A 22,018-nucleotide genomic window follows, 5' to 3' on the forward strand; every position below is an offset into this window, starting at 1 on the left:
TTCTTGCGGGACAACGCCGGATCAGGCTGCCGTGATGCGCTGCCAGATCGCGGTCGTGGCCGCCGCCTGGTTCATGCTGTAGAAGTGCAGGCCGGGCGCGCCGCCAGCGAGCAGGCGCTCGCACAGGCCGCTGACGACATCCAGGCCGAACGCCTTGATGGACGCCGAGTCGTCGCCGAAGCTGGCCAGTTTCAGCCGGATCCAGCGCGGAATCTCGGCGCCGCACATGTCGGAGAAACGCATCAGCTGCGTGTAATTCGTGATTGGCATGATGCCGGCCACGATGGGCACGTCCACGCCGAGCTTGTGCGCATTGTCGACGAACTGGAAGTACGCGTCCGGATTGTAGAAATACTGCGTGATCGCGGCATTCGCGCCGGCCTGCACCTTGCGGGCGAAGGCTTGCAGGTCGTCCTGCGGAGAACGTGCCTGCGGGTGCATTTCCGGATACGCGGCCACCTCGATGTGGAACCAGTCGCCCGTTTCCTGGCGGATGAACTCCACGAGGTCGCTGGCATAGCGCAGTTCGCCCGCGCCGCCATAGCCACTCGGCAAGTCACCGCGCAACGCCACGAGGCGGCGGATGCCCTTCTCCTTGAATTCCTGCAAGATCGCGCGGATCGATTCGCGCGTGCCGCCCACGCACGACAGGTGCGGTGCGGCATCATGGCCCGCGGCGAGGATCTCGAGCACGGTCGACAGCGTGCCGTGCTGCGTGCTGCCGCCGGCGCCGAACGTCACGGAGAAATACTTAGGATTCAGCTCGGCCAGCTTCTGGCGAGCCACGCGCAGCTTGTCCGCACCCTCGGGCGTCTTGGGCGGAAAAAACTCGATACTGATGTTAGGGGTTTCCATCTTTGTTGAGTAATAAGGTAGAAAGCGCCCACGAAATGACACTGTACAGGATCGCCGCCAGGAACGCGGACCAGAACCCCGCGACATGAAAACCCCCGACGAGGTGCGCGACCAGCCAGAACAGCAATGCGTTGATCACCAGGATGAACAGGCCCAGCGACACGACCGTCACGGGCAGCGTCAGCACGACGAGCAACGGACGGATGATCGTGTTCACGAGGCCCAGGACAAGGGCCGCCACGAGGGCGGCGCCGACGTTGTCGACCGATACCGAATGCATCAGGTAAGGCAGGGCCATCAGGGCTGCCGCGTTGATCAGCCAGGTCAGGAGCAGGCGCATGTCGTGTCTTTCGTGAGAAGTTATCGGCACCGCCGACGATGGAATCCGGCGGTGCGCAGCATCAGTTCACGGAAGAGCTTACCAGATCAATAACGGTAGTGTTCCGGCTTGTAGGGGCCTTCCTTGCTTACCGTGATGTAGGCAGCCTGCTCGTCGGTCAGCTCGGTCAGCTGGGCGTTGAGCTTCTTCAGCTGCAGGCGGGCGACTTTTTCGTCCAGCTTCTTCGGCAGCGTGTACACGCCGACCGGGTAGGCGGCGGTATTGGTGAACAGTTCGATCTGGGCGATGGTCTGGTTCGCGAACGACGAGCTCATCACGTACGACGGGTGACCCGTGCCGCAGCCCAGGTTCACGAGACGGCCTTCGGCCAGCAGGATGATGCGCTTGCCGTCCGGGAAGATGATGTGGTCGACCTGCGGCTTGATGTTTTCCCACTCGTACTTGCGCAGCGCGGCGACTTCGATCTCGTTGTCGAAGTGGCCGATATTGCAGACGATCGCCTGGTCCTTCATGCGCAGCATGTGCTGCTCGGTGATCACGTGGTAGTTGCCGGTGCAGGTGACGAAGATGTCGCCGTGTTCGGCAGCCATGTCCATCGTCACGACGCGGTAGCCTTCCATCGCGGCCTGCAGTGCGCAGATCGGGTCGATCTCGGTGACCCACACCTGGGCCGACAACGCGCGCATGGCCTGCGCCGAGCCCTTGCCGACGTCACCGTAGCCTGCGATGACAGCGATCTTACCGGCGATCATCACGTCCGTCGCACGCTTGATGCCGTCGACGAGCGATTCGCGGCAGCCGTACAGGTTGTCGAACTTCGATTTCGTCACGGAATCGTTGACGTTGATGGCCGGGAATGCCAGCTTGCCTTCCGCGTGCATCTGGTACAGGCGGTGCACGCCAGTGGTGGTTTCTTCGGTCACGCCCTGGATTTCCGGCAGGCGCTTCGAGTACCACTGCGGATCGACGGCCAGGCGGCCCTTGATCGCATTGAACAGGCAGATTTCTTCTTCCGAACCCGGCTTGTCCAGCACCGAGATGTCCTTCTCGGCGCGCACGCCCAGGTGCAGCAGCAGCGTGGCGTCGCCGCCGTCGTCCAGGATCATGTTGGCGTGGTTGTCACCCGGCCATTCGAAGATGCGATGGGTGTATTCCCAGTATTCGTCCAGCGTCTCGCCCTTGACGGCGAACACGGGCGTACCGACCGATGCGATGGCAGCGGCAGCGTGGTCCTGCGTCGAGTAGATGTTGCACGAGGCCCAGCGCACTTGCGCGCCGAGGGCTTCCAGCGTACGGATCAGCACGGCGGTCTGGATGGTCATGTGCAGCGAACCGGCGATGCGCGCGCCTTTCAGGGGCTGGGCGGCCGCGTATTCGTCGCGGATGGCCATCAGGCCCGGCATTTCGGTTTCGGCGATGCGGATTTCCTTCTCGCCCCACGAGGCGAGGCCGATGTCGGCAACGAGGTAGTCCTGGGTGGTGTCTTTGAGTACGGCGCTCATCACGCCCTCCTTTCAAGTTAAGAAAAAAGTAACGTGAGCGCGGTGTTGATGATCCGAGCCTGGCGAGATGGGGAATCTCGTCGCAACGCTCCTCGGAACTGGTAAGTGTAGCACGGTGAGCACCTTTGTGCTCACCGGCTGCAGGCGTTTTACAACGCCCGTGGGGGTGTTACGCGAGACCGGCTTCGGCGCGCAGCAGCGCGGCCTTGTCGGTGCGCTCCCACGTGAATTCCGGCTCTTCGCGGCCGAAGTGACCGTAGGCGGCCGACTTGGCGTAGATCGGACGCAGCAGGTCGAGCATCTGCACGATGCCTTTCGGGCGCAGGTCGAAGTGTTCCATCACCAGTTCGGCGATCTTCTCGTCCGAAATGACGCCCGTGCCTTCGGTGTAGACCGTGATGTTGATCGGACGGGCCACGCCGATCGCGTAGCTGACCTGCACCTGGCACTGACGCGCCAGGCCGGCGGCCACGACGTTCTTGGCGACGTAGCGGGCAGCGTAGGCGGCCGAGCGGTCGACCTTCGACGGGTCCTTGCCGGAGAATGCGCCGCCGCCGTGCGGTGCGGCACCGCCGTAGGTGTCGACGATGATCTTGCGGCCGGTCAGGCCGCAGTCGCCCTGCGGGCCGCCGATGACGAAGCGGCCGGTCGGGTTGACCAGGTAGCGGGTGTCCTGCAGCCACTCGCGCGGCAGCACCGGCTTGATGATCTCTTCGATCACCGCTTCCTCGATCTGGCTGTGGCTCACTTCCGGCGCGTGCTGGGTCGACAGCACGACGGTGTTCACGGACACCGGACGGCCGTTGACGTAGCGCAGCGTGACCTGGGACTTGGCGTCCGGACGCAGCCACGGCAGGCGGCCGTCCTTGCGCAGCTGCGACTGGCGCTCGACGAGGCGGTGCGCATAATAAATAGCGGCCGGCATCAGTTCCGGCGTCTCATCGCACGCGTAACCGAACATCAGGCCCTGGTCGCCGGCGCCCTGGTCGAGGTCGAGGCCAGCACCTTCGTCCACGCCCTGGGCGATGTCCGGCGACTGCTTGTCATAGGCGACGAGCACGGCGCAACCTTTATAGTCGATGCCGTAGTCGGTGTTGTCGTAACCGATGCGCTTGATGGTATTGCGTGCAACTTGAATATAATCGACGTTTGCGTGCGTCGTGATCTCTCCGGCCAGGACGACCAGACCCGTGTTGCACAGGGTCTCGGCAGCCACGCGCGCGCGCGGATCCTGTTCGAGGATGGCGTCGAGGATGGCGTCGGAAATCTGGTCGGCGACCTTGTCCGGATGGCCTTCCGAGACGGACTCGGAAGTGAAGAGGTAGTCGTTGGAAGACATTAAGGCTCCTGATACTGTTATGAAAATTGCCGCAGCACCAAGGCCTGCGACGCTTTAGCGAGATTTATATTCCGCTTCGCAAGTTGTCATTAACTCCGCGGATGCTACAAAGTGGTATTTTACGCTCCTCCAAAAATTCTGGCACAGCAACTCGTCGGTTCTCTACCCTAAATCAATAAATGCTTGTCCTTTTGTTTCGGATCCTGTCGTTTTTGCCGTTGCGCGTCCTGCATGCGCTCGGCGCCGCGCTCGGCTGGATCGTCTATCTGCTCTCGCCGTCGCACCGCCGGCGCCTGCGCGAGAACCTCGAACAGGCCGGCTACGGCGGCCATCTGCGCGCCGCGATCGCCGAGTCCGGCAAGGCCATCGCCGAGCTGCCGTTCGTCTGGTGCGCGCCGCAGGAGCGCGTCACCCGGCACGTCACCATGGAAAACTGGGAACTGGTCCAGCGCCAGCTCGACGCCGGCCGCGGCATCGTCTTCCTCACGCCGCACCTGGGCTGCTTCGAACTGACCGCCCAGCAAGTCTCGCTGCGCGTCGAACTGACGGTCATGTACCGCCCGCCGCGCCAGAGCGCCCTGAAACCGCTCGTCGAGGGTGCCCGCGAGCGCCAGCACATGCACCTGGCGCCCGCCAACCTGGCCGGAGTGCGCATGCTCGTCAAGGCGCTGCGGGGCGGCCAGCCGGTCGGCGTGCTGCCGGACCAGGTTCCGCAGGAAGGAGAAGGCGTGTGGGCGCCATTCTTCGGCCGCGACGCCTATACGATGACCCTGCCCGCCAAGCTGGCCCAGCTGGGCAAGGCCGATATCCTGACCGTGTACGCGGAACGCCTGCCGCGCGGCCGCGGCTTCGCCATCCGCTTCGTCCCGTTCGAAGGGTCGCTGGACGGCGATGCGGCCCAGCAGGCCGCCGCCATCAACCGCCAGATGGAGAAGCTCATCGCCTTCTGCCCCGCCCAGTATTTCTGGAGTTATAACCGCTACAAGAAGCCGCAAGGCGTCGAAGCACCGCACCCCGAGACCGTCGCATGAGGTTCCTGATTTTCCTGTTGTGGCTGCTGCACTTCCTGCCGCTGCCTGTCCTTGGTCGCATCGGCAACGCCGTCGGCTGGCTGATGTATTACGCGATTCCCAAGCGCCGCAAGATCGCGCTGGTCAACCTGCGCCTGTGCATGCCCGAACTGGGCGAAGCGGAGCGGGTCGATATCGCCAAGCGCCATTTCATGGCCTATTCGCGCAGCATCCTGGAGCGCTCGCTGATCTGGTGGGCGCCGTTCGAGCGCATCCAGGGCCTGATCGAGATCGTCCCCAAGGTGCCGAAGGAACAGATGGAAAGCGGCCCGACCATCGTGTTCTGTCCGCACTTCGTGTGCCTGGACGTGGCCGGCGTGGCGTCGCGCGTCGTGCCGCTGTCGACGATGTATTCGCCGCAAAAGAACAAGGCATTCGACGATTTGTTGCGTTATGGCCGCGAACGCTATGGCCCGGTGCGTCTGTTCACGCGCACCGACGGCATCAAGCCGATCATCCGCGCACTGCGCGAAGGCCTCCCCTACTTCATGCTGCCGGACATGGACTTCGGCGAAAAGGATGCGACCTTCGTCCCGTTCTTCGGCATCCCGGCCGCCACGTTGACGGCGATGGGCCGGCTGGCGGGCGCGACCGGCGCAAAAGTCATCCCGGTCGTCGCCACTTTCCTGCCCAACTACAAGGGATACCGGGTAGAGTTCTATCCTGCATGGGAAGATTTTCCGGGCGACGATATCATCGCCGCCACCCGTCGCATGAACGCCTTCATCGAGGACCGCGTGCACGAACATCCGGCCGAGTACTTCTGGACGCATAAGCGCTTCAAGACCCGGCCGCCCGGCGAGCCCTCGTTCTACGATTAATGACAGATACCATGAAACTCAAGTTCACCAAGATGCATGGCGCCGGCAACGATTTTATCGTCATCGACGCGATCAACCAGGACATCGACCTCGGCCCGGAACAATGGCGCCGCCTCGCCGACCGCCGCTTCGGCATCGGTGCCGACCAGATCCTGATCGTCGAGCGCCCGGCCACGGAAGGCAGCGATTTCCGCTACCGCATCTATAACAATGACGGCGGCGAAGTCGAACAATGCGGCAACGGCTCGCGCGCGTTCGTCCGCTTCGTCAGCGACAAGGGCCTGACCGACAAGCGCAGCATCCGCGTCGAAACGATGAGCGGCATCATCACGCCGCGCCTGGAAGACGACGGCAGCATCACGGTGGACATGGGCGCCCCGATCCTGGAACCGGCCCGCGTCCCGTTCGATGCGGCCGGCCTGGAAGGCGTTGCCGAAGGCCGCGACACGCTGTGGCCGATCACCGTCTCGAACAAGGGCCAGGAACAGACCGTGCTCGTGTCGACGGTCTCGATGGGCAACCCGCACGCGGTGCAGGTCGTCGCCGACGTCGACACGGCCCCCGTCCTCGAAACGGGCCCGCAGATCGAGCATCATCCGCGGTTCCCGCGCCGCGTGAACGCCGGCTTCCTGCAGATCGTGGACCGCGGCCATGTGAAGCTGCGCGTCTACGAACGCGGTGCCGGCGAGACGCTGGCCTGCGGCACCGGCGCCTGCGCCGCCGTCGTGGCCGGCATCCGGCGTGGCCTGCTGGACTCGCCCGTGCAAGTCCAGGCCCGCGGCGGCAAGCTGACCATCAACTGGGCCGGCGAAGGCCAGCCTGTTTATATGAGCGGTCCGGCCGAGACCGTGTTCGAAGGCGAAATCGACATTTGAAAATCGGGATCTGATTCAGGCGGCGAGCGAGTAGTCACCATCCGGCGCGCCGTCCGGCGCCGGGGACTCTTCCGGTTCGTCCGTCGCGGACTCCGCACTCGCCATCTCCGGCAGCAAGCTGCGCAGCCGGTACAGGCGCTGGCGGTAATTCCCTTCCGGTCCACCCAGACCGCAATCGACGTTCTCGAAGACGAGCGCCACGCGGTCGAGCAACTGGCGCTCCTGCGCCGTTTCCACCGAGATCAGCCGGCGCCGGCTGCGTCCGTAGCTGGCGCGAATGTCGATCACGAGGCAGTGGCCGCGGTCGGCGCCGCGGATGTCCAGCAACAGCGCCTCGGCCCGGCTCAGGCCAAAGGCCACCGCCAGTTCCAGGCGCGCGGCCAGCAGCGGATGGGCCGCCAGGTCGCGTCCGGCCAGCGCGCCCAGGTCTTTCCAGGCGCCGGGCAGGCGCGGCGCCAGCTTGCGCAGCGCGGCCGCGGCCTTGGGACAAGCCTGCGCCGCCGCCTTCTGCAACCAGAACAGCGCGCGCACGTCGTTGTTCTCGTTCTCGCGGCGCGCACGCCACGCCGCATTCCCGCATTCCAGCTGGGCGTCGCGATAGCCCATCTCCGCCGCGCGCTCCAGGTATTTCTGCGCTTCCAGCACATTGCGCTGGGAGAATTCCGGCTTGATATAGATGCGCGACAGGGCGTACCAGGCTTCGGCCAGGCCCTGCTCGCCGGCCTGCGTCAGCCAGCGCACGGCCTTCTTGAAGTTGGCCGCGCCATGGCTGCCGGGCAGGCGTTTGCCGTCCACCCGCATGCGGGCGCACCACAGGCCGAGCGCGAACTGGGCATGGCGGTCCTGTTCGGTCGCGGCGATTTCCCAGAACCGCAGCAATTCGTCCTGGCCGACGTCGTGCGGCGCCTCGTTCGCCGCGACGAGCCGGGCGCAGCGCGACAGCAGCAACACTTCGTCCGGCGCCAGGCGGGCGGCCGTGTGGTCCTGCGCGGCATCGGAACCGGCCAGGACGCGCGCCAGCGGGAGCGCCCGCTCCAGCCAGGCGGACCAGCGGCCCGCGTTCCAGTCCTGTTCCAGCAGGGCGAACTGCGCCGCGCCGACGCCGCTGTCCGCCGCCTGGCGCAGCCAGCGCTGGCCCGCCGGGCTGGCCACGGGCGCGCGGGCGGCCGGCTCGTCCGTCTCGGGCGGGGCGGCGCCATGTTCGCGCGCGAGCAGCCACTGCGCCTCCGGGAAGCCGGCACGGGCCGCATCTTCCAGCGCGCGCAGCGCCTTGGCGCGCTGGGCCGGCGTGCACTGGCCATCGTTCAGCGCGCCCAGCACCAATTGGGCGTAGACGAGCCCGGCGCGCACGAGGCCGCCGTCGTACGCCCGTTCGTACCAGCCGGTGACCGGCTGCAGGCTGTCACGCGCGAGATCGATCGGAATATGGTTCCCGATCAATTGCCATGCTTCATCGCAACCCTGCTGTGCGGCGCGGTCGAGCCAGTGGAGGGCCGTGGGCAGGCTCTTCGGCAGTCCGGCACTGCCGAACAGATAGAGCCGGCCCAGGGCCAGTTGCGATTCGGCGCGCCCGGCACGTGCGCCGCGGATGACCGCCAGTTCTTCACGATTTGCCATCGTCTTATCTGGATGTTAGAGACGCCTAGAAATGTACGCAGTTCCATTTCGCATGCACAATGCGCGAAGATACGCGCGAGATCGCCTGCGTTGCGCTACTGATGAGCTCATGTGGCGCGCACTGCGGTAACAATGGACGTCGGATGGGCCAGAGTCTAAAGCCGCGGCGATGCGATTCGGCTACGATTCCAAAGGCCTTTGAGCCCGCACAAACCCTGCCGTGGTACGGGGACAGAATGATGATGTTTAGAAACTTAAACGAGCCTTAAGGTGCGCCCGGTTTGCCGGCGCGGCCGTTTCGAAAATACAACAGCACGATTGGATTTATTGGCTTTCGACCAAGTGCAACAGTCATAATTGACAAATCAGACAATCTTGACGCATTAAGCATTTAAGGTTCACACATCCGAGTGTTCAGCAACTAATAAAAATCTCAATGCTCTCTGGATTCCTTCGATTCACTTTTTAGGATAAAAATTAAGATGAAAAAAACCCTCGTGGCAGCCGCTCTGCTGGGCGCATTCGCCGGTGTGGCACAAGCTCAAACCGCCGTTCAAATCTACGGTAACGTCGACGTCGGCATGGTCAAGCGTACCGACAACACCCTGGCTATCGGCAAGCGCGCCGCCAACACCCTGGGCTTCAAAGGCACCGAAGACCTGGGCAACGGCCTGAAAGCACTGTTCCAGATCGAAATGCGTTACGAGCCGGACACTGGCACCACCGAGAACAACGGCCGTCCGCTGTTCCAGGGCCAGAGCCGCGTCGGCCTGCAGGGCGACTTCGGTATGATCCGTCTGGGCCGTGGCCTGACCCCGTTCCAGGAAATCGTCGGTTCGTTCGAACCGTGGCACGGCCTGCCGTCGCCGGCCGGTTTCTACACCGACATCTCGGTCGCCGGCTTCAACTCGGCTCCGCTGGACGTCGGCGGCAGCGGCCCGAACAACAACCGTATCTCGAACGCGATCTTCTATAACTCGCCGGTCGCCAATGGCTTCCAGGTGAACGCTTCGTGGGCCTCGAAAGAAGCCAACGGCGGCGGCGTGGCCGGTGTCGGCGCAGGCGCTACCACCTACGCTACGGGCGCACAGGCTTCGGCCAACCCGTTCTCGATCGCTGGTACCTACAACAACGGTCCGGCCGCCGCGATGCTGGCTTACGAGCGCAACGCCGTCGAATCGAAAGTCTGGTCGGTCGCAGGTTCGTTCTCGGTGACCCCGGAACTGAAACTGATGGGTACCTACTCGCACCAGAACATGGAGCACATCAATACCCAGCGTCCGACCATCAAAGGCGCGGAAATCGGTGCAACCTACGCTGTCGGCCCGGGCAAAGTGCTGGCTGGCTTTGGTCTGAAGAAGCAGGAAGAAAACGTCCGCCTGCACGACCTGATCACCCGCCAGTATTCGCTGGGCTACGAGTACAGCCTGTCGAAGCGTACCTACCTGTACGTTGACGCATCACGCAAGACCCATATCCGCAATCAGACGACCGGCGCACCTGCTGCTACCCCGACCGTCAACCACTACGACGTGGGCCTGAACCACTCGTTCTAAGCTGAGCTGCGGGGGAAACCCCGCTGCATCGCTTCCGCAAGGGCGGACCTGGCAACCGGGTCCGCCCTTGGCTTTTTCCGGGTGTCGATGATGCAACGGCGGCACAGTGCAGACAGGAAATCTGCGCCGGCGCATTGCTGTCGGTTAAAATGAACGGTCTACCCATCTCGCAAGCCGCACATGACCGCCGCAACACTGGATTCCGCCGCCATCGCCCAATACCTGCTCGACCATCCGCAATTCTTCGTGGAGCACGCCACCCTGCTGGGCGAAGTAAAACTGTCGAGCCCACTCACGGGCCGCGCGGTCTCGCTGCAGGAACGCCAGATGGAAGTCATGCGCGACAAGTACCGCGCCCTGGAACTGCGCATGTCCGAGCTGGTGCGCCACGCCGAGGAAAACGCGGCCATCGCCAACCGTTTTCATGGCTGGACCCAGCAATTGCTGCGGACCCGCGTGCCGGGCGAGATCCCGGCCGCCGTCGCCGAGGGCCTCGTCAAGCATTTCATCGTGCCGCAAGCCACGCTGCGCCTGTGGAAGCTGGCGCCCGAGCACGCCGACACGTGGTACACGAACGGCGTCTCGGAAGACGTGCGCCTGTTCGCCAGCAGCCTGCGCGCGCCGTACTGCGGCCCGAACAAGGATTTTGAAGCAGCAAGCTGGCTGGCCGAGGCGGACACGGTGCGCTCGACCGTCCTGCTGCCGCTGCGCGCGAACGGCAGCGCCTTCGGCCTGCTCGTGCTCGGTTCGCCCGATCCGGAACGCTTCAGCGCCGCGATGGCGACGGATTTCCTCGTCCACATCGGCGAGACGGCCAGCACCGCACTCGCTCCGCTGCTCGGCTGACATGGACACCCCGGCCGCCGACGACTGGACCGGCCGCTACCTGGCGGAGCTGAAAACGCAGCGCCAGCTGTCCGACCACACAATTGCCGCCTACGGCCGCGACCTGGCCGAACTGGCCCGGCTCACCGGCCAGGCCGACTGGGCAACGCTGACCCATTTCGACATCCGCCGCGTCACGGCGAAACTGCACGCCGAGGGGCAAAGCGCCGCCTCGATCGCGCGCAAGCTGTCCGGCTGGCGCGGCTTCTTCGACTGGCTGTCGCGCCAGCGCCCGCTGGCCGCCAACCCGGCCGACGGGGTGCGCGCGCCGCGCCGGCCCAAGCGACTGCCCAAGGCACTTGCCGTCGACGATGCCGTCCAGCTCATGGAAAAGACGACGTCCGGACACCCCGAACCGGCCGAGCTGTGCGACCGCGCGATGTTCGAACTGCTGTACTCGAGCGGCCTGCGCGTGTCCGAACTGGCCGGGCTCGACGTCCACCACGTCCCCGCCCGGGATGGCCAGCCGGCCTCGCTCGGCTGGCTGGAACTCGACGCGCAGGAAGTGGTCGTCACCGGCAAGGGCAACAAGATGCGCCGCGTCCCCGTCGGCGGACCGGCGCGCACGGCGCTCGAAGCGTGGCTTGCGGTGCGCCCGCCGGCGCGCGACGGCAGCGCTGCCCTGTTCCTGTCGGCGCGCGACACGCGCATCAGCCCGCGCGTCGTGCAGTACCGTCTGAAAGCCCATGCGCAGCGGGCCGGCATGCCGGTCCACGTGCACCCGCACGTGCTGCGCCACTCGTTCGCCTCGCACGTGCTGCAATCCTCGGGCGACCTGCGCGCCGTGCAGGAATTGCTGGGCCACGCCAGCATCACCTCGACCCAGATCTATACGTCGCTCGACTTCCAGCACCTCGCGGCCGTCTACGACCGGGCCCATCCGCGCGCAAAGCGAAAGTAAGTGCTCCAGCGCAGGCAGGCGCGGCATGCCGGGTGGTGACGATTCGCAAATTCCGGCATAATCTTCCGATTCCCTGCGGCCGGAACGGCGCACACCATTGGACAGCGACATATGGAATTGATCCCAAGCACCATCCTCACCGGCTTCCTCGGCGCCGGCAAAACCACGTTGCTCAACCGCATCCTGCAGGAGGAGCACGGCCTGCGCATCGCCGTCATCGAAAACGAGTTTGGCCAGGAAAATATCGACAACGAAATCCTCGTGCAGGACCCGAGCGAGCAGATCGTCGAAATGAACAATGGCTGCATCTGCTGCACCGTGCGCGGCGACCTGATCGTCGCCCTGACGAACCTGGCACGCAAGCGCGAAGCCGGCGAGATCAACTTCGACCGCGTCGTCATCGAGACGACCGGCCTCGCGAACCCGGGCCCGGTGGCCCAGACGTTCTTCGTCGACGAGGAAGTCGGCGCGCACTACCTGCTCGACGCCGTCGTCACCGTCGTGGACGCCCGTCACGCCATGGACCAGCTGGACCGCCACGAGGAAGCCCAGCGCCAGGTGGGTTTTGCCGACAAGATCCTGCTGTCCAAGACCGACCTCGTGGATGCCGCCACCGTCGAGGAGCTGAAGGCGCGCATCCGCCGCATCAATCCACGTGCACCGATCAGCACGTCAGATTTCGGCCGCGCCCCGATCAGCGACGTGCTCGACCTGCGCGGCTTCAACCTGAACGACAAGCTGGAGCTGGACCCCGCCTTCCTCACGACGGAAGAGGCGCACGAGCATGGTCACGACCACGACCATGATCACGTGCACACGGAAGCGTGCGACCACAGCCACGACCACCATCATGGCCACCACAGCGACGACATCGCCGCGTTCGTGTTCAAGAGCGACCGTGCTTTCGACCCCGAACGTCTGGATCAATTCCTCGGCAGCATGGTCCAAGTGTTCGGGCCGAACATGCTGCGTTATAAGGGTGTGCTGTCGATGGCCGGCGCGGATCGCAAGGTCGTCTTCCAAGGCGTGCATCAAATCATGGGCAGCGACCTCGGTGCAAAGTGGGCGGATGGCGAAGCGCGCGGCAGCAAGATGGTGTTTATTGGTAAAAATTTACCGAAAGATGTCTTTATTCGCGGATTGGAACAGTGTTTGGTATAAACTACCCCGGTTCTATGGTGCTCTCATGCACCCTGTGGTTGAACGACTGAACAACGGTCACGGCAGCTCGCCCGGCGCACACCGAAGCAATGGTAACCGCTGAGTTAGCTGATAAAATGGAAACTCTGTCGTATCAAAGGTAAGTGAAGTCATGACTAAAACAACGAAACCGAATACCGTTGCGCAGCCCGAAGAACGCCTCCTGACGGAAGAAGAAATTCGGGCCATGAGCGACGACGACTACATGAACCCGGCCCAGCTGGCGTTCTTCAAGAACCGCCTGCAGGAACTCGAGAAGGAACTGCTGAAAAACGCGGGCGAAACGACGGAACACCTGCGCGAAACGGTACTCGTTCCCGATCCGGCCGACCGTGCCACCATCGAGGAAGAGCACGCGCTGGAACTGCGTACCCGCGACCGCGAGCGCAAGCTGCTCAAGAAGGTCCAGCAATCGCTGGCCTCGATCGAGTCCGGCGAATACGGCTGGTGCGAGGAAACCGGCGAACCGATCGGCATCCCCCGTCTGATCGCCCGTCCGACCGCGACGCTGTCGCTGGAAGCCCAGCAACGCCGCGAGCTGAAGCAGAAACTGTACGGTGACTGATCGCTGTACGCTCCCGATGAAAAAGCATGCGCCCGCCGCATGCTTTTTTGTTTTTGGGGCCGATGTTGGCTCTGGGTTCGTGCGCACGAATTATTTCCTATCGGATACACTTGAAGGATCGCCGTCGACTTGACGCAGCTCAGGCGTGCGCACCACGCCGTCCGCGCCGCCATGCTAATGTCTCGACCGGCTAACGACTGCTGCTCGGGCAGACAAGGATGGGATGGGGCTCTTCGATTTCCTGAAGAAAAAAGGCGACGCACCGCTTGCGGGTGCGGACGTCCGCTCGCGCGCGGACAATCCGCTCGCGGCCGGCCCCGTTACCCGGCTCGCGCTCGATACCGAGGCGGAACGCGAACGCCAGCGTGAAATCGCCCGCGCCACCGCGGCCAAGATCGACGCGATCGAACTGGAGATGACCTCCGCCATCTTCGACGACGATGCCTGGGCCGGCACCCGGCGTCCACCCGCGGCCGCCGGCGCGCCGCCGCCTGACCAGGACACGGACCTCCTGCCGGGTCCGGATGAAATGCCGGACGCGGCCGCGACCCCGTCCAGCGCGCCCGTCGTCGAGGAAGCGGCCATCCTGTACGCCAACGACCAGCTCGACGCGGCCGCCCTCCTGCTGCGCACCAGCGTGCGCGACCAGGGCGGCGAGCGCCTGCCGTGGTGGATGCTGTTCGACCTGGTCCAGATCATGGGCCTCGAACACGAGTTCGAAAGCATTGCGATCGACTACGCCAGCCAGTTCGAGACGTCGCCGCCCACGTATCGCCCGGTGGCGGACACATCCCACGCGCCCGACCGCCAGTTTGCCGGGGCGATCCCGACGGCGACCCTGTCCGGCCGCCTGGACGACGGTCCGCTCGCCCGGGCACAACTCGCCCGCGCAGCCGCGCCCGGTCCGCTGGTCCGGTTCGAATTCCAGGCGATCACGGCGGTGACGGCGCCGGGCTGTACCCTGCTGCTGGACGCGCTGCAGGCGCTGCGCAAGGCGGGACGCGAACTGGTGCTGGCAGGTGCCGACCACCTCGTTGCGGTGCTGCGCCCGATGCTGGCGATCGGCGACCGCGGCGCGGGAGAGGCGCCCTGGCTGCTGCTGCTGGAACTGCTGCTGCTGACGAACCGCGAAAAGGATTTCGAGGAGACCGCGATGGATTATTGCGTCACCTTCGAAGTGTCGCCGCCATCGTTCGAAGCGCCCAGACACGCTGCGACGAGCCTGGCGGCCGATCCGGCGACGGCGGGCGACCGCTTCCTGCTGCCGGCCGTGATCCGGGGCGACAGCGCACCGCTGCTGGCCGCCATCGCCGGCCATGCGGCGCTCCACCCGGTGCTCGTGCTGGACGGCTCGCGGCTCGCACGCATCGATTACACGGCCGCGAACGCCCTCGCCGCCCATCTGCACGCCCTGGCCCAGGACGGGCGCGAGGTCGTGCTGCGCGACCTGAACCATCTCGTTGTTGCCCTGCTGCGCCTGCTCGGCGTCGGCGACCAGGTACGCCTGTACGCCCACAAGTACTGAGACCGCCGTATACGGTTCAGTCTTGCAATTTCATCTCGCATCCCCACTTGCGGTGAGCAGATCAACCACGAGGCAAATATGGAACAATTTCACGGCACGACGATCGTCAGCGTACGGCGCGGCAACCAGGTCGCGCTCGGCGGCGATGGACAAGTCACCCTGGGCAACGTCGTCATGAAGGGCTCGGCGCGCAAGGTGCGCAAGCTCTACCAGAACAAGGTGCTGTGCGGCTTTGCCGGCGGCACGGCCGACGCCTTCACCCTGCTCGACCGCTTCGAAGCGAAACTGGAAAAACACCAGGGCAATCTGCTGCGCGCCTCGGTCGAACTGGCCAAGGACTGGCGCACCGACCGCGTGCTGCGCCGCCTGGAGGCCATGCTGCTGGTGGCCGACCGCGAAAAGACCCTGATCATCACCGGCAACGGCGACGTGCTCGAACCGGAAGACGGCATCGGCGCGATCGGCTCGGGCGGCATCTATGCCCAGTCGGCCGCCAAGGCCCTGCAGGAAAACACGGATCTCGCCCCGGCCGACGTGGTCAAGAAAGCGCTGACCATCGCCGGCGAACTGTGCATCTATACGAACATGTCGCACATCATCGAGACGCTGGAATAACGGCCTCTCAAGCACGAAAGCCTACATGAGCACACATATGAACATGACTCCGTCCGAAATCGTCTCGGAACTCGACAAGCACGTCGTCGGCCAGGGTAAAGCCAAGCGCGCCGTGTCGATCGCGCTGCGTAACCGCTGGCGCCGCCAGCAGGTCGAGGAACCGCTGCGCCACGAGATCACCCCAAAGAACATCCTCATGATCGGCCCGACGGGCGTCGGCAAGACCGAGATCGCGCGCCGCCTGGCCAAGCTGGCCGACGCGCCGTTCATCAAGGTCGAGGCGACCAAGTTCACCGAGGTCGGCTATGTCGGCCGCGACGTCGACACCATCATCCGCGACCTGATCGACATCGGCATCAAGCAGACCCGCGCCAGCGAAATGAAGAAGGTGCGCCAGCGCGCCGAGGACGCGGCCGAGGACCGCATCATCGACATCCTCGTGCCGCCGGCGCGCGACTTCGGCTTCAACGTCAGCAGCGACGCCAAGGATGGCGGCGATGCCACGCGCCAGACGTTCCGCAAGCGCCTGCGCGAAGGTGCCCTGGACGACAAGGAAGTCGAGATCGACGTCGCCGAGGCCTCGCCGCAGATGGAAATCATGGCGCCGCCGGGCATGGAAGAAATGACGGAACAGATCAAGTCGATGTTCGCCGGCGTCGGCGGTGGCCGCAAGAAGCCCCGCAAGATGAAGGTGAAGGAGGCGATGAAGCTGCTCGTCGACGAGGAAGCCGCCAAGCTCATCAACGAAGACGAGATGAAGCAGAAGGCCATCGCCAACGTCGAGCAGAACGGCATCGTGTTCCTGGACGAGGTCGACAAGATCGCGTCGCGTTCGGAACACGGCGGCGCCGACGTCTCGCGCGCGGGCGTGCAGCGCGACCTGCTGCCGCTCGTCGAAGGCACGACGGTGAACACGAAGTACGGCATGATCAAGACGGACCACATCCTGTTCATCGCGTCGGGCGCGTTCCACCTGTCGAAACCGTCGGACCTGATCCCCGAGCTGCAGGGCCGCTTCCCGATCCGCGTCGAACTGGAATCGCTGTCGATCGAGGATTTCAAGAGCATCCTGACCTCGACGGACGCGAGCCTCACCAAGCAGTACGAGGCCCTGCTGGCGACGGAAGGCGTCAAACTCGAGTTCGCCGACGACGGCATCCATCGCCTGGCCGAGATCGCGTATTCCGTCAATGAGCGCACCGAGAACATCGGCGCGCGCCGCCTCTACACGGTGATGGAAAAGCTGCTGGAAGAGATCTCGTACTCGGCCACCGACAAGTCGGGCCAGGCGCTCGTCATCGACGCGGCCTACGTCAACGAACGGCTGGATGCGCTGGCGGTCAACGAAGACCTGTCGCGCTACGTCCTGTAACGCATAGCAAAGGAGAGGCGGCGATGGCAAACAAGGCACTGGCAACCCGGCAAAAGATGCGGCTGCGTGTCGAGCCGGCGCCGCCGATCAAACCCCGCAACCCGTTCGCCGGCTTCGCCAAGGCGCGCACGGCCGGGGCGCATGCGAAACCCGAGGCCAGCGAACGGCTGGCCGCCAAGCGTGCGCTCAAGAAGGTCAAGCTGGAGCCGGACGAGGACTGATCGGGCTCCTACTTTGCCGGCATAATCAGCGGCTTGCCCTTCTCGACGAAATAGGTGGCGATGCCCGCCCCTGGCACTGTGCCGGGGTTCCTGGCCGCATGGATAGTTCCGGCCGGGATGAAGATGGATTGCCCGGCCTTGAGCGTCACCGGCGCTTTGCCGTCGGGCATGTACTCCAGCGTGCCTTCCACAACATAAAGCACTTCATCGCCCGGATGCGTATGCCTGGGCACGCCACGGCCGGGGTCGACCTCGACGCGCACCTCGACGACTTCGCGTCCCGACACCACGCTGTCATGCTTGAGCAGGTCGGTGCGGCGCACGCCCGGCACTTGCGCAGTCACTTGAGAACATGCAGCCGCGCCCAATAACGCCAGCGTGATCACGGTCACCGTTTTCATAAGCTCTCCCTTGGTATCGATTGGACACCGGCGTAGCGGCGGCGACACGGACGTTCGCGCCTGAACTGATGCGTATCATAACGCTGACCGACCTCATCAGGCGGTCGTGGCCAGGTGGACTCGACATTTCTTGAACTGCCCTGCCTTCTTCTGTACATTCGTCAGGCCGAGTTGACGAACGAAAACAGAGAACCGACCACAACCATGAGCTCCCCCGACATGCTGCTGGACGTGCTGCGCGCCGAATTGCGCGCCGCCGGGATCACCTACAAGATGCTGGCCGACCGCATCGCGATGAGCGAATCGAGTATCAAGCGCATGTTCGGCCAGAAGGACATGACATTGTCGCGCCTGGCCCAGATCTGCCAGGCGGCCGGCATCGCCATGGAAGACGTGCTGCGGCGCGCGGCCGATGCGCGGCCGCAGGCCGACACCTTGACGCTCATCCAGGAAACGGCGCTGGTCGCCAACCCGCGCCTGCTGCTCGTGGCGATCTGCTGCCTGGGGCACTGGAGCCTGGAGCAGATGGTGGAAACCTATCGTTTGAGCGAACCCGAATGCATCGGCTTGCTGGTGGAACTCGACCGCCTCGGCGTGATCGAATTGAAGCCGCTGAACCGCTACACGCTGCGGGTTTCGAACGCGTTCCGCTGGCTGCCGGATGGGCCGGTGCAGCGCTTCTTCCGTGCGCACGTCGTCGAGGATTATTTTGCCGGTAACTTCGACGGTGCTGGCGAAACCTTGATGTGCCTGCCCGCACGCCTGTCGCTGGCAAGCGCCGCCGAGCTGGCGGAAAAGATCCATCAACTGGCCGGAGAACTCGCGCGCATGCACCGCAACGACCGCCGCCTGCCCCCGCAGGAGCGCGACGGTTTTACGTTGCTGGTCGGTTTCCGTTCGTGGGAATTTTCCGCGTTCACCGCGCTGCGGCGCTGAATCCTGCTGTGATTTTTACTGCGATTTTTATTGCGTATTCATCTGGCCGGCCGGATTTTGCGGTGGCATCTGCTGACCGTTCTGCGGCGGATTGATCGGGTTCGGATTCGCGGGCGGGGGATTGTCGTGCGTACCGACGTCGCCCGGGTTCGTCATTGACGGCTGCTGCTGCGGCTGCTGCTGGACGGCACCCGGCGCCATCGGCGGCTCAGGCACGGCCTGCACCGGCGACGCGGCCGGTGCCGTCGTGATCTGCTGGGGTTGCGGGAAATTCTGCTGCGGCATGCCACCCGGCTGCGCCCCACCGGGCATCCCGCTGGGCGGCACCCCACCGGGCGCGCCACCCATAGCCGCCGCGGGCTTGGTATCCGTCGCCAGGTCGACGCGCTTCATGACGCCGCCGTCGGACAGCATCACATAGCGCGGATGGACTTCCGCCAGCGTGATGCCGGGCGCCAGCTCCTTGCCGACCCGCAGCGCCTTCGGCGGCGCTCCTTCGGCGACGATGATCGCCACGCTGCTGTTCCCATCCGCCACGACGCCCGTCAGCTGGTAATTGGTCGCGCTTGCCACCGAGACCTGGCCGCCGAACAGCGTGGCGGCAGCATCGATGGCCGGGTCGGGCATGGCGGCCTGCGGCACCGCCGCGATCGGGCGCTGGGGCGGCTGGTACAGCTGCAGGATCCAGTACGCGAGCGACACGGCCAGCAGGATCACGCCCAGCAGGCTCAGGAGTAAAGGCAAGCGCTTGTTCATCAGTTTCCTTGTCACTGCACCAACTGGTTGATTTCAATGATCGGCATCAGCACCGCCAGCACGATCAATAGCACGACGAGGCCCATGGCCAGGATCAGCACCGGCTCCAGCAGGCCGGCGATGGTTAATGTCCGCCGTTCGAGGTCGGCCTGCTGCGAATTCGACGCCCGTTCGAGCATCGCCGGCAACTCGCCCGTGATCTCGCCCGCGCGGATCATGTGCACGAGCATGGGCGGGAACAGCTTCTGGGCCGACAGCGCCCGCGCCAGGCTCACGCCTTCGCGCACGCTGGCCGTCGCCTGCTCCACCAGTTCTTTCATCGCCACGTTCGACAGCGTGTCGCGGCTCGTCTCGAGCGCGCGCAGGATGGGCACGCCCGAACCGGTCGTGATCGCCAGCGTGCTTGCGAAACGGGTCGTGTTCAGGCTGCGCTCGAACTTGCCGTACACGGGCGCGTTCAGCAGCCACGTATGCCAGCGGCGCTTGAGCACGGGGTTGCGCAGGGCGCGGCGCCACGCGTACCACGCCGCGATGACGACCAATGCCACATAGATCCCGTAGGCGCGTGTAAAGTTCGACACGCCGAGCATGAGGACGGTCAGGAACGGCAGTTTCTGCTTGGTGTTGGCAAACACGGAGACGATCTGCGGCACGACGTACGTCAGCAGGAAGATCACGATCGCGAACGCGACGACGGTGACGATGGCCGGATACGTGAACGCGAGGCGCACGCGCTGCACGAGGGCGTTGCGGCGTTCGATGTAGTCCGCCAGGCGCGACAGCACGCGCGACAGCTGGCCGATCTGTTCGCCGGACGCGACGAGGGCCCGATAGATCTCTGCGAAGTCGCGCGGATGGCGCGCCAGTGCGCTGGAGAACGACGCGCCGCCCATCACTTCGGACCGGATCGACGCGATCAGGTCGCGCACATAGGCGCGCTCGGCCTGTTCCAGCAGGGCCGTGAAGGCTTGTTCGAGTGGCAGGCCCGCTTCCAGCAGGCTCGCGAGCTGGCGCGTGAACAGGGCGAGCTCGACCTGGGACAGCCGTTCGCCGAAGCCGCGCGCACGCGCCGCCCCGCTCTCGTCGACCTGGGCCGCGATGGCCTCGACGGCGAGCGGCGTCAATCCCTGCAGGCGCAGGTCGGCGCGCGCGGCACGCGGGCTGTCGGCGTTCAGGACGCCCTTGCGGGTGACGCCGCCCGTGTCGACGGCTTCATAGCGGAAGGCGGGCATCGATCAATCCACCTTCGTCACACGCAGCAGTTCGGCTTCCGTCGTGATGCCTTCCTGCACCCACCGTTGGCCGTCGTCGTGCATGGTCTTCATGCCCGATTTCAGGGCCGCGTTGCGGATCTCGGCCTCGGCGGCCTGGTTGTGGATCTGCGAACGGATCTGTTCGTTCGTCTCGAGCAGCTCGTACACGCCCACGCGGCCGTGGAAGCCCGTGTGGCCGCAGCGGTCGCACCCGACCGCCACCCACTGCCCCGCTTCCTGGCGCTTGCAGTGCGGGCACAGCTTGCGCACGAGGCGCTGGGCCATCACGCCCAGCAGCGACGACGACAGCAGGAACGGTTCGATCCCCATGTCCAGCAGGCGGGTCACGGCCGACGCGGCATCGTTCGTGTGCAGGGTCGCGAGCACCAGGTGGCCCGTCAGCGACGCCTGCACGGCGATCTGGGCCGTTTCGAGGTCGCGGATCTCGCCGATCATGATCACGTCCGGGTCCTGGCGCAGGATCGCGCGCAGGGCCTTGCCGAACGTCATGTCGATGCGGGCGTTGACCTGCGTCTGGCCGATGCCGGGCAGGTCGTATTCGATCGGGTCTTCCACCGTCATGATGTTGGTGGTCGTCGAATTCAGGCGCGACAGCGACGCATACAAGGTGGTCGTCTTGCCGGAACCGGTCGGGCCCGTGACGAGCACGATGCCGTGCGGCTGGTTGATCAGCTTGTCGAACTGCGGCAGCATCTGCCCGCTCATGCCCAGGTGGCTGAGGTCGAGGCGGCCCGCTTCCTTGTCGAGCAGACGCAGCACCGCGCGCTCGCCATGGCCGGTCGGCAGGGTCGAGACGCGCACGTCGACGGGCTTGCCGCCGATGCGCAAGGTGATGCGACCGTCCTGCGGCAAGCGTTTTTCCGCGATGTCGAGCTGCGACATGATCTTGATACGCGAGATCAGCGAGGCGTGGATGCCCTTGCGCGGACGCACGATGTCGCGCAGCGCGCCGTCGATGCGGAAGCGCACGACGGACGTCTGCTCGAACGGTTCGATGTGGATGTCGGACGCGCCTTCGCGCAGCGATTGCGTGAGCAGCGCGTTGATCATGCGGATCACCGGCGCATCGTCGGACGATTCCAGCAGGTCTTCGATCGCGGGCACATCCTGCAACAGCTTGGTCAGGTCGAGGTCGGCGTCGAACTCGTCCGCGACCTGCGACGCGTCGCCGCCAGCCGACTGGTAGGCGGCGGCGATGGCCGATTCCAGTTCGGCGCGTTCCATCCGCCGCAGGGTGATGCGTCCGAAGCGGCGTGAGACCTCGGCGATGGCCGCCGGCTTGGTCGCGTTCGAGACCAGCACTTCGACGGCTTGCGACGGGTCGCCGTTGGAACGCGCCAGCACGCCGTAATCTCGGGCGAACGCGAAGGGCAACAAGTTATTCATCGTCTG

Annotated in this window: 22 protein-coding genes and 1 riboswitch; of the genes, 13 read left to right on the forward strand and 9 right to left on the reverse strand. The window is 65.0% G+C overall.

Annotated elements, in window-relative coordinates; genetic code table 11:
* Nucleotides 1–21: 21 nt before the first annotated feature.
* The 4 genes from metF to metK form a co-directional block, all read right to left on the reverse strand.
* Nucleotides 22–855 carry a methylenetetrahydrofolate reductase [NAD(P)H] gene (metF, locus tag P0M04_RS07765; protein WP_105378465.1) on the reverse strand — a complete coding sequence of 278 codons (834 nt, stop codon included), beginning with the start codon at nucleotides 853–855 and terminating at the stop codon, nucleotides 22–24.
* The gene (locus P0M04_RS07770; RefSeq protein ID WP_105378466.1) at nucleotides 842–1,195 is read right to left on the reverse strand and encodes a phage holin family protein; all 354 of its coding nucleotides are present in this window, start codon (nucleotides 1,193–1,195) and stop codon (nucleotides 842–844) included. The genes metF and P0M04_RS07770 overlap by 14 nt, the downstream gene beginning before the upstream one ends.
* Nucleotides 1,196–1,281: 86 nt before the next feature.
* Complete coding sequence (gene ahcY, locus P0M04_RS07775) at nucleotides 1,282–2,697, reverse strand: adenosylhomocysteinase (RefSeq protein ID WP_105378467.1); 1,416 nt, start codon at nucleotides 2,695–2,697, stop codon at nucleotides 1,282–1,284.
* A gap of 28 nt (nucleotides 2,698–2,725) precedes the next feature.
* Nucleotides 2,726–2,797: riboswitch (S-adenosyl-L-homocysteine riboswitch) on the reverse strand.
* A gap of 69 nt (nucleotides 2,798–2,866) precedes the next feature.
* A complete protein-coding gene (gene metK, locus P0M04_RS07780) occupies nucleotides 2,867–4,036 on the reverse strand; it encodes a methionine adenosyltransferase (protein WP_259448329.1) in 1,170 nt (389 codons plus the stop codon).
* A 179-nt stretch (nucleotides 4,037–4,215) separates the two neighbouring features.
* Between metK and P0M04_RS07785 the strand changes: the two genes are divergently transcribed.
* The 3 genes from P0M04_RS07785 to dapF are packed head-to-tail and all read left to right on the forward strand — an operon-like array spanning nucleotide 4,216 to nucleotide 6,802.
* Nucleotides 4,216–5,067 carry a lysophospholipid acyltransferase family protein gene (locus tag P0M04_RS07785; protein ID WP_259448330.1) on the forward strand — a complete coding sequence of 284 codons (852 nt, stop codon included), beginning with the start codon at nucleotides 4,216–4,218 and terminating at the stop codon, nucleotides 5,065–5,067.
* Nucleotides 5,064–5,927, forward strand: coding sequence for a lysophospholipid acyltransferase family protein (locus P0M04_RS07790; protein ID WP_259448331.1), 864 nt, complete (start codon nucleotides 5,064–5,066; stop codon nucleotides 5,925–5,927). The genes P0M04_RS07785 and P0M04_RS07790 overlap by 4 nt, the downstream gene beginning before the upstream one ends.
* Nucleotides 5,928–5,938: 11 nt before the next feature.
* On the forward strand, nucleotides 5,939–6,802 hold the full coding sequence (dapF, locus tag P0M04_RS07795) for a diaminopimelate epimerase (protein ID WP_259448332.1): 864 nt from the start codon (nucleotides 5,939–5,941) through the stop codon (nucleotides 6,800–6,802).
* Between the two features lie 15 nt (nucleotides 6,803–6,817).
* Here the strand turns inward: dapF and P0M04_RS07800 are convergent, their stop codons facing one another.
* On the reverse strand, nucleotides 6,818–8,419 hold the full coding sequence (locus P0M04_RS07800; protein ID WP_259448333.1) for a tetratricopeptide repeat protein: 1,602 nt from the start codon (nucleotides 8,417–8,419) through the stop codon (nucleotides 6,818–6,820).
* 482 nt (nucleotides 8,420–8,901) lie between these two features.
* Between P0M04_RS07800 and P0M04_RS07805 the strand changes: the two genes are divergently transcribed.
* From P0M04_RS07805 to P0M04_RS07845, 9 genes are all read left to right on the forward strand, one after another.
* Nucleotides 8,902–9,975 carry a porin gene (locus P0M04_RS07805; protein WP_259448334.1) on the forward strand — a complete coding sequence of 358 codons (1,074 nt, stop codon included), beginning with the start codon at nucleotides 8,902–8,904 and terminating at the stop codon, nucleotides 9,973–9,975.
* Nucleotides 9,976–10,155: 180 nt separating this feature from the next.
* The gene (locus P0M04_RS07810) at nucleotides 10,156–10,821 is read left to right on the forward strand and encodes a DUF484 family protein (protein WP_259448335.1); all 666 of its coding nucleotides are present in this window, start codon (nucleotides 10,156–10,158) and stop codon (nucleotides 10,819–10,821) included.
* Nucleotide 10,822: 1 nt separating this feature from the next.
* Complete coding sequence (xerC, locus tag P0M04_RS07815) at nucleotides 10,823–11,761, forward strand: tyrosine recombinase XerC (RefSeq protein WP_259448336.1); 939 nt, start codon at nucleotides 10,823–10,825, stop codon at nucleotides 11,759–11,761.
* Nucleotides 11,762–11,872: 111 nt separating this feature from the next.
* Nucleotides 11,873–12,922 (forward strand): CobW family GTP-binding protein, encoded by a 1,050-nt coding sequence (locus tag P0M04_RS07820; protein WP_259448337.1) that lies wholly within the window; start codon nucleotides 11,873–11,875, stop codon nucleotides 12,920–12,922.
* Between the two features lie 151 nt (nucleotides 12,923–13,073).
* On the forward strand, nucleotides 13,074–13,526 hold the full coding sequence (gene dksA / locus P0M04_RS07825) for an RNA polymerase-binding protein DksA (RefSeq protein WP_056134490.1): 453 nt from the start codon (nucleotides 13,074–13,076) through the stop codon (nucleotides 13,524–13,526).
* A 223-nt stretch (nucleotides 13,527–13,749) separates the two neighbouring features.
* The gene (locus tag P0M04_RS07830) at nucleotides 13,750–15,051 is read left to right on the forward strand and encodes a hypothetical protein (protein WP_259448338.1); all 1,302 of its coding nucleotides are present in this window, start codon (nucleotides 13,750–13,752) and stop codon (nucleotides 15,049–15,051) included.
* A gap of 78 nt (nucleotides 15,052–15,129) precedes the next feature.
* Nucleotides 15,130–15,666: an ATP-dependent protease subunit HslV gene (gene hslV, locus P0M04_RS07835; protein WP_036231052.1), complete on the forward strand. Its 537-nt coding sequence runs from the start codon at nucleotides 15,130–15,132 to the stop codon at nucleotides 15,664–15,666.
* 37 nt (nucleotides 15,667–15,703) lie between these two features.
* Nucleotides 15,704–17,038, forward strand: coding sequence for an ATP-dependent protease ATPase subunit HslU (hslU, locus tag P0M04_RS07840; protein ID WP_259448339.1), 1,335 nt, complete (start codon nucleotides 15,704–15,706; stop codon nucleotides 17,036–17,038).
* Nucleotides 17,039–17,061: 23 nt separating this feature from the next.
* Complete coding sequence (locus tag P0M04_RS07845) at nucleotides 17,062–17,259, forward strand: hypothetical protein (protein WP_259448340.1); 198 nt, start codon at nucleotides 17,062–17,064, stop codon at nucleotides 17,257–17,259.
* An 8-nt stretch (nucleotides 17,260–17,267) separates the two neighbouring features.
* Here P0M04_RS07845 and P0M04_RS07850 read toward each other — a convergent pair whose 3' ends face one another.
* Nucleotides 17,268–17,660 (reverse strand): cupin domain-containing protein, encoded by a 393-nt coding sequence (locus P0M04_RS07850; RefSeq protein WP_259448341.1) that lies wholly within the window; start codon nucleotides 17,658–17,660, stop codon nucleotides 17,268–17,270.
* A gap of 204 nt (nucleotides 17,661–17,864) precedes the next feature.
* On the opposite strand from P0M04_RS07850, the gene P0M04_RS07855 reads away from it, so the two are divergent.
* Nucleotides 17,865–18,596 carry a helix-turn-helix domain-containing protein gene (locus P0M04_RS07855; protein ID WP_091668409.1) on the forward strand — a complete coding sequence of 244 codons (732 nt, stop codon included), beginning with the start codon at nucleotides 17,865–17,867 and terminating at the stop codon, nucleotides 18,594–18,596.
* A gap of 27 nt (nucleotides 18,597–18,623) precedes the next feature.
* Here P0M04_RS07855 and P0M04_RS07860 read toward each other — a convergent pair whose 3' ends face one another.
* Genes P0M04_RS07860 through gspE form a run of 3 tightly spaced genes read right to left on the reverse strand, consistent with a single transcriptional unit; the run spans nucleotide 18,624 to nucleotide 22,012 of the window.
* Nucleotides 18,624–19,352, reverse strand: a complete 729-nt coding sequence (locus P0M04_RS07860; RefSeq protein WP_259448342.1) for a type II secretion system protein N — start codon at nucleotides 19,350–19,352, stop codon at nucleotides 18,624–18,626.
* 11 nt (nucleotides 19,353–19,363) lie between these two features.
* The gene (gene gspF / locus P0M04_RS07865; RefSeq protein ID WP_259448343.1) at nucleotides 19,364–20,584 is read right to left on the reverse strand and encodes a type II secretion system inner membrane protein GspF; all 1,221 of its coding nucleotides are present in this window, start codon (nucleotides 20,582–20,584) and stop codon (nucleotides 19,364–19,366) included.
* 3 nt (nucleotides 20,585–20,587) lie between these two features.
* On the reverse strand, nucleotides 20,588–22,012 hold the full coding sequence (gene gspE, locus P0M04_RS07870; protein WP_259448344.1) for a type II secretion system ATPase GspE: 1,425 nt from the start codon (nucleotides 22,010–22,012) through the stop codon (nucleotides 20,588–20,590).
* Between the last annotated feature and the right edge of the window lie 6 nt (nucleotides 22,013–22,018).

This window comes from Telluria mixta, from assembly GCF_029223865.1.
Taxonomy (GTDB): Bacteria; Pseudomonadota; Gammaproteobacteria; order Burkholderiales; family Burkholderiaceae_D; genus Telluria; species Telluria mixta.

Coding starts and splice junctions, on each gene's coding strand:
- metF (WP_105378465.1), bottom strand. CDS start 855: ATGGAAACCCCTAACATCAGTATCGAGTTTTTTCCGCCCAAGACGCCC.
- P0M04_RS07770 (WP_105378466.1), bottom strand. CDS start 1,195: ATGCGCCTGCTCCTGACCTGGCTGATCAACGCGGCAGCCCTGATGGCC.
- ahcY (WP_105378467.1), bottom strand. CDS start 2,697: ATGAGCGCCGTACTCAAAGACACCACCCAGGACTACCTCGTTGCCGAC.
- metK (WP_259448329.1), bottom strand. CDS start 4,036: ATGTCTTCCAACGACTACCTCTTCACTTCCGAGTCCGTCTCGGAAGGC.
- P0M04_RS07785 (WP_259448330.1), top strand. CDS start 4,216: ATGCTTGTCCTTTTGTTTCGGATCCTGTCGTTTTTGCCGTTGCGCGTC.
- P0M04_RS07790 (WP_259448331.1), top strand. CDS start 5,064: ATGAGGTTCCTGATTTTCCTGTTGTGGCTGCTGCACTTCCTGCCGCTG.
- dapF (WP_259448332.1), top strand. CDS start 5,939: ATGAAACTCAAGTTCACCAAGATGCATGGCGCCGGCAACGATTTTATC.
- P0M04_RS07800 (WP_259448333.1), bottom strand. CDS start 8,419: ATGGCAAATCGTGAAGAACTGGCGGTCATCCGCGGCGCACGTGCCGGG.
- P0M04_RS07805 (WP_259448334.1), top strand. CDS start 8,902: ATGAAAAAAACCCTCGTGGCAGCCGCTCTGCTGGGCGCATTCGCCGGT.
- P0M04_RS07810 (WP_259448335.1), top strand. CDS start 10,156: ATGACCGCCGCAACACTGGATTCCGCCGCCATCGCCCAATACCTGCTC.
- xerC (WP_259448336.1), top strand. CDS start 10,823: ATGGACACCCCGGCCGCCGACGACTGGACCGGCCGCTACCTGGCGGAG.
- P0M04_RS07820 (WP_259448337.1), top strand. CDS start 11,873: ATGGAATTGATCCCAAGCACCATCCTCACCGGCTTCCTCGGCGCCGGC.
- dksA (WP_056134490.1), top strand. CDS start 13,074: ATGACTAAAACAACGAAACCGAATACCGTTGCGCAGCCCGAAGAACGC.
- P0M04_RS07830 (WP_259448338.1), top strand. CDS start 13,750: ATGGGGCTCTTCGATTTCCTGAAGAAAAAAGGCGACGCACCGCTTGCG.
- hslV (WP_036231052.1), top strand. CDS start 15,130: ATGGAACAATTTCACGGCACGACGATCGTCAGCGTACGGCGCGGCAAC.
- hslU (WP_259448339.1), top strand. CDS start 15,704: ATGAACATGACTCCGTCCGAAATCGTCTCGGAACTCGACAAGCACGTC.
- P0M04_RS07845 (WP_259448340.1), top strand. CDS start 17,062: ATGGCAAACAAGGCACTGGCAACCCGGCAAAAGATGCGGCTGCGTGTC.
- P0M04_RS07850 (WP_259448341.1), bottom strand. CDS start 17,660: ATGAAAACGGTGACCGTGATCACGCTGGCGTTATTGGGCGCGGCTGCA.
- P0M04_RS07855 (WP_091668409.1), top strand. CDS start 17,865: ATGAGCTCCCCCGACATGCTGCTGGACGTGCTGCGCGCCGAATTGCGC.
- P0M04_RS07860 (WP_259448342.1), bottom strand. CDS start 19,352: ATGAACAAGCGCTTGCCTTTACTCCTGAGCCTGCTGGGCGTGATCCTG.
- gspF (WP_259448343.1), bottom strand. CDS start 20,584: ATGCCCGCCTTCCGCTATGAAGCCGTCGACACGGGCGGCGTCACCCGC.
- gspE (WP_259448344.1), bottom strand. CDS start 22,012: ATGAATAACTTGTTGCCCTTCGCGTTCGCCCGAGATTACGGCGTGCTG.